The following is a 5,229-nucleotide window of genomic DNA, read 5'->3' as shown; positions in this document are numbered from 1 at the left end:
GCCAAACCAGAAGTGGGCTGGTGACATCAGCTACGTCTGGACGCGTGAGGGCTGGCTGTATCTTGCTGTCATTCTGGATTTGCATTCGTGCCGTGTCATTGGTTGGGCGGTCAGCAATCGCATGAAACGCGACCTTGCGATCAGAGCTTTGAAGATGGCCATCGCATTCCGACAGCCGCCCAAAGGCTGCATTCATCGCACGGATCGCGGATCGCAATACTGTTCCCACGACGACCAGAAGATCCTGCGCCAACACGGGTTCAAGGTATCGATGTCTGGGAAGGGCAATTGCTATGATAACGCGGCTGTTGAGACGTTCTTCAAAACAATCAAGGCAGAGTTGATCTGGCGGGACACTTGGAACACACGCAGACAGGCTGAGATGGTGATCTTCGAATACATCAACGGGTTTTATAATCCACGCCGTCAACACTCAGCATTGGGCTGGAAAAGCCCCGTCGCTTTCGAACGGAAGGTAGCTTAAACGAGCTCTCGCGGCGGCACGAAAACGCGACAGGTCCAGCAAGTCGCTGCCTATCGCCAGACCAGAGCCGATGCCCCCTAGATTTGGGACGACATCGCGCATGAGTTGAAAGCGGCATTAAATCTAGCATCCCGGCCATCGTTACGAAGATCGCCGACAATTTGACGATACCACCGAATTTAAAAACCCACCGTCGGAGCGTTTCATATGAGACATCAATCCGGGACTGCAAAAACATCTCTTCGACTTCGCGAAGGCTGAGATTGAACCGACAATAAAACCAGACTGCGTGAGAAATGATTTCGAGCGGAAAACGGTGGCGTTTGTAGCTGATGCGGTGCGAGATCATCAAGGCTGCCGAATTGTAAATGCGGAGACTGATAACTAGCGATGGTTTATGTGATATCCCCAGTGCGGGTTCTCGACCGAATGACTGGACTTGGCCGACCACGTTTCGAACGCACCGCCTGAGTTCCGTCTCGGGTTAGGCGCGTTACGGGCTTTCGTTGATCTACGCAAAACGGCCCACCAGAATCGACATAATGATTTAACTATACACGTATAGGTTACATCATCGAATTTGTTTTGGAGGATTTGTTTTGCGACAATTAATGTCACTATCAGTTTCGAAAATACTCTTAATTCTTACTGCGTCTGGCTTTTTTGTGGCCTTGGCGTTCGCAGGGCCGCAGATTTTAGGGCTTATTAAAGACCGAAAGGAAAGCTTGATAGATGTGGATCTCGCGAGGCTTGCAACATCGATCGGTGACTTGACACACGAATTGCAAAAAGAGCGCGGGGCAAGTGCAGGTTTTATTTCGAGCAACGGCATGAATTTTGGGCAAATTTTAAGTGAACAACGAGCCGTCAGTGACAGTGCAATTAATGACTTCATGAACGCGGCGGTTACTGCTCATGACATCTCGGATGAGGTCGTTCCATTTATCTCAAAACTCGAGGTCGTACGGGAACAAATTATAAACTTGCCAAGTTTACGCAGCCAAATTGATAGCTTGGAAATAGAATCACGTGACGCGGTGGCATCCATTACGGCTATAAACCGCGCCGCGATTGCGTTGTTGCCGGAACTCGCCCGGAGTATTAGCCATCCTGAGCCTGCTCAGGCGGTGCAACGCCACTCGATATTGATGACCGCAAAGGATAGTGCAGGGCTAGAGCGTGCGACAGGGGCCGTAGGGTTTGCACGTGCGGCTGATGGCGAGGGCGTTTTCCCTCCAGAAACTCTAGAGCTTTTCCTTATGCTGATTTTGGAACAGGAAGTTTTGATTGAGGTTTATGAGGAAATTGCCTCTGAACACCTGTTAGAAATGCTAACGTCGCTCAGAGATGGGCCGGAGAGCCAACGACTACAGTACTTTCGGGACGTCGCAAAGGCAAATGACCCTGTCGCGATTGCCCAGATTACGCCGGAAAGTTGGTACCATGATATTAGTGATGTTATTAACCTACTGAAGACCATCGAGGATGAAGGCGCTGTGGAGATTAATGAAGGTACCGCGGAAGCACTTTTGCATGCCGATTCTGGACTAATTGAAGCGATATCCTTGTTTTTTGGATTGATGATTGGGGTCGGCGTATGTACCCTATTTTTAGTAAGGGAAGTCGCGAAATCAATTTCATGCGTTTCGCTCCGAGTAGTGGGGTTGGCCGATGGCGACATCGAAAGCGCTATTCCTGAAGTGGCTCCCAATGATTTAAAGCGTATCACCGAAGCGCTTTCTATATTCCGACAACGAGAACTTGAAACCCGCGAATTAAAGGAACAACAAGCTCAGCTTGAGTTGAGCTCAGCCCTTGGTATTGAGCGGGTCACAAGAACTGTCTCAGAGGGTGATTTTTCCACACGTCTTCGCTTGCGTGATTTACAAGGCGCGTCAAAAGTCCTTGGCGAAGGGTTGAACCAAATTATGTCGGTTGTGGAGGAGGTCGCGAACCGACAGGCGGACAGGGACCGCGAAGCGTTAGAAAATCAAGTTTCTATCGCCAAAGCTGGCGAACAAGCTGTTGAAGAATTGAATATAGTCGTTTCGGCGTGCGTTCGAGGAGATTTCACGCACCGGCTGAACATCGACGATAAAGAAGGCGTCTTTGCAGAGCTCTGCGAAGGCGTAAATCGTATTGGTGAGGTTACCGAAGGTGGTTTGTCCGACTTGATGCGTGTTTTACAAGCACTCGCTCTTGGTGACTTGTCTATGAGAATGTCGGGAAGTCACGATGGCATATTTGATGATATCAGCCGAAAAATCAACCAAACGAATGAAAAACTCTCGGTAATCATGGGGCAAATTACCTCCGCATCGCAGCATGTACAGATGTCATCTTCAGAACTATCTGAAGCATCTACCGATCTGGCGCATAGAACAGAAAAGAACGCGGCGTCGTTAGAAGAAGCTTCAAACTCAGTCGATGATCTAACAGCTGCTGTAAGTTCGACGAGTGAGAGCGCCAGCGAAGTTAACCGCTCGACACAAACGACCCAAGCTGTTGTTGAGGATACAACGCGTGAGGTAGAAGATATGGTCAATGCTATGAATAGCATAGCATCTTCGTCAGAAGAAATATCAAAAATCACAAGTGTAATTGACGATATTTCGTTTCAAACGAATTTGTTGTCGTTGAATGCTGGCGTCGAGGCCGCACGAGCCGGCGAGGCAGGCCTCGGTTTTGCGGTCGTCGCAACCGAAGTGCGAATTTTGGCGCAAAAAACTGCGGAAGCTGCGATGGAAATTAAGACATTGATTTCGAACAGCGAAGCTCAAGTCAACGCTGGCGTTGAAATGGTAGGACGGAGTAGATCGTCTCTTCGTAAAATTCAAAAATCTATCGATGGTATGGCAAAAGAAGTGGCCCAAATGGTCGAAACAGCGACTCATCAGTCGGTCGGAATTTCAGACATAAATAAGACCGTTTCTGAAATAGAGCAAGCTACCCAGAAGAATGCGGCTATGTGTGAAGAAACAAATGCAGTGGCGCAGACTATGAACCAAGAAGCGAATACCTTGGTTCAGGCTATCGCAAGTTTTTCAGAAGACACCAGATTACAGGCGCCGCTGCCACGAACGGCGGTGTTGCAGGGTTCGGCTCTCGGTTGACAAGGTTCTGTTGCGTCGTTCTGGTTTGAGCGGGACACTGGCTGCAACCTTTCAAGTCAGGATGTTCTCATGGCAAGTCGCGATCCGTTTAAATACCATCAATTTCCGGCTTACGGCCCGTAGAAACGCCAATACAGCAAGAGCCTTCATGCGCCACGTTTGCGAAACTGTCCGGTGTCATCGCTCGCATGTGATCATCACAGACAAAACCCGTAGCTAGAGGGGCCAAACTTTCGGACCCAGCGCCGGATCGTTTCATACGAAGCATCAATGCCGCGCTTCAGCAGCATCTCTTCAACCTCGCGGAAGCTCAGATTGAAACGGGAATAGAGCCAAACTGAGTGAGTGATGATATCGGGCGGAAACCGGTGGCGTTTGTAGCTGATGGTCAGTGGCTGCATCGCCATCAGCTACGGGCAAACTGAGGCGCGAACAACCGCCGGGAAGTTAATGTGACAACACCGGCTCAACTCCTATGGCATATTGCGTACGCCAAGGCGTGTCGGGATGAATAGAAACGGCTGTTTTTGTACCGGCCTTTGCAAGAGGTGTCTCAGGGCCGATCATCGCTTGGCCGAGGTCAAAGGGCGCGCAAACAGGCTCAAGACCCAAGGCAAGATGTTGACCCTGCCACGGGGCGGATTGACGGCCCATATTGCTGATCCAAAGCATGAGCGAGGGTAAGGCTTCAGCATCCCAGGTGAGCGTCGCACGATAGTTTTCGGCGTTGTTCTGCAAACTCACATGCCCTTCAATGTTGCCCAGTAAAAGAAGCGTCTCAGACGCCGTCCGATACGGCAGGTTGAGCGGGTCAAATGCACCGTTGGCCAACTCTTCGAATGTTGCGATTGGTTCGCGGTATTCAAAGGCCGAAACTCCGCCACTATCGGATGGGTAGCTCCAGATTTTGCCGTGGCGGCCCAGTATCAGACGTGCGTCGCCCACAGCTTCGGGCAGTCTAAAGACGGGGTGCAGTCCAACAGGTACTTGCGTCGTACATCTGACCCTTATCTCAAACGTGATTTCCAAAGCCGGCTTCCCCGGCCGACCGCGCACCTGCCGGCTGAGCGACGCAATTGGACTATTATTAGGATAATCAATCCGCGCGGTGACCATGTTTGGGCCGTCTTGGGTCAAAACCCAAGGGTGATTTGCACCGTACCCATGGGGCCAGCGCACGGGTTTTGGGTGCAGCCCTTTCCATGCGCCGTTTAAAGGGGCAACGGGCGGAGCGCCAAACGGCACGCAGGGCCACTCGCCTTGCAAATGCGCGAGCAAAGGGGGCGTATTGGGTGGCAAATCCTTGCCCAACCACGGCGCTTTGTGGAGCGGGCTGACCTGACGTCGATCTGGCAGATCAAAGGTGACGTCCGTCAGCATAGCCCCGATGGCCATCATCTTTGCAGAGCCGCAATCCCACCGCAGAGTGCGGCTGTGGTTCATGATTTACGGTCAACGAAGAAGTTGATGAACACCGCCCCTAGGATCAAGCCTCCGCTGATCACTTGTTGGGTGTAGGGACTGAACCCCCAAAGGGTCATGGCATTCAACAACACCCCCAGAAACAGCACGCCGATGAACGCGCCCCAGATCGACCCTTTGCCACCAAACAGGCTGATGCCGCCGATAATC

The 5,229-nt window shown here is 51.3% G+C and carries 3 protein-coding genes and 3 pseudogenes; 2 read left to right on the top strand and 4 right to left on the bottom strand.

Annotated features, from left to right (window positions below; genetic code table 11):
• On the top strand, positions 1 to 484 hold a 484-nt coding region (locus ABJH13_RS10185), incomplete at its 5' end, for an IS3 family transposase (RefSeq protein WP_348406105.1).
• A 172-nt stretch (positions 485 to 656) separates the two neighbouring features.
• Here ABJH13_RS10185 and ABJH13_RS10180 read toward each other — a convergent pair.
• A pseudogene (locus tag ABJH13_RS10180) lies at positions 657 to 833 on the bottom strand (IS6 family transposase); the annotation flags it as partial.
• Between the two features lie 262 nt (positions 834 to 1,095).
• Between ABJH13_RS10180 and ABJH13_RS10175 the strand changes: the two are divergent.
• Positions 1,096 to 3,597 (top strand): methyl-accepting chemotaxis protein, encoded by a 2,502-nt coding sequence (locus ABJH13_RS10175; protein ID WP_348406104.1) that lies wholly within the window; start codon positions 1,096 to 1,098, stop codon positions 3,595 to 3,597.
• Between the two features lie 221 nt (positions 3,598 to 3,818).
• On the opposite strand, the pseudogene ABJH13_RS10170 reads toward ABJH13_RS10175, so the two are convergent.
• The 3 genes and pseudogenes from ABJH13_RS10170 to ABJH13_RS10160 form a co-directional block, all read right to left on the bottom strand.
• Positions 3,819 to 3,998: pseudogene (locus ABJH13_RS10170) on the bottom strand (IS6 family transposase); the annotation flags it as partial.
• A 46-nt stretch (positions 3,999 to 4,044) separates the two neighbouring features.
• On the bottom strand, positions 4,045 to 4,713 hold the full coding sequence (locus tag ABJH13_RS10165; RefSeq protein ID WP_348406103.1) for a hypothetical protein: 669 nt from the start codon (positions 4,711 to 4,713) through the stop codon (positions 4,045 to 4,047).
• A gap of 323 nt (positions 4,714 to 5,036) precedes the next feature.
• Positions 5,037 to 5,229, bottom strand: a pseudogene (locus ABJH13_RS10160) (ABC transporter permease); the annotation flags it as partial.

Source organism: Roseobacter sp., assembly GCF_039970775.1.
Taxonomy (GTDB): domain Bacteria; phylum Pseudomonadota; class Alphaproteobacteria; order Rhodobacterales; family Rhodobacteraceae; genus Roseobacter.
The sequence above is the reverse complement of the archived record's forward strand: the minus strand, read 5'-3'. Positions and strand labels throughout refer to the sequence as shown.

Bases quoted from the DNA above. Each gene is read 5' to 3' on its own strand.
- ABJH13_RS10175 (WP_348406104.1), top strand. From the start codon at position 1,096: ATGTCACTATCAGTTTCGAAAATACTCTTAATTCTTACTGCGTCTGGC.
- ABJH13_RS10165 (WP_348406103.1), bottom strand. From the start codon at position 4,713: ATGGTCACCGCGCGGATTGATTATCCTAATAATAGTCCAATTGCGTCG.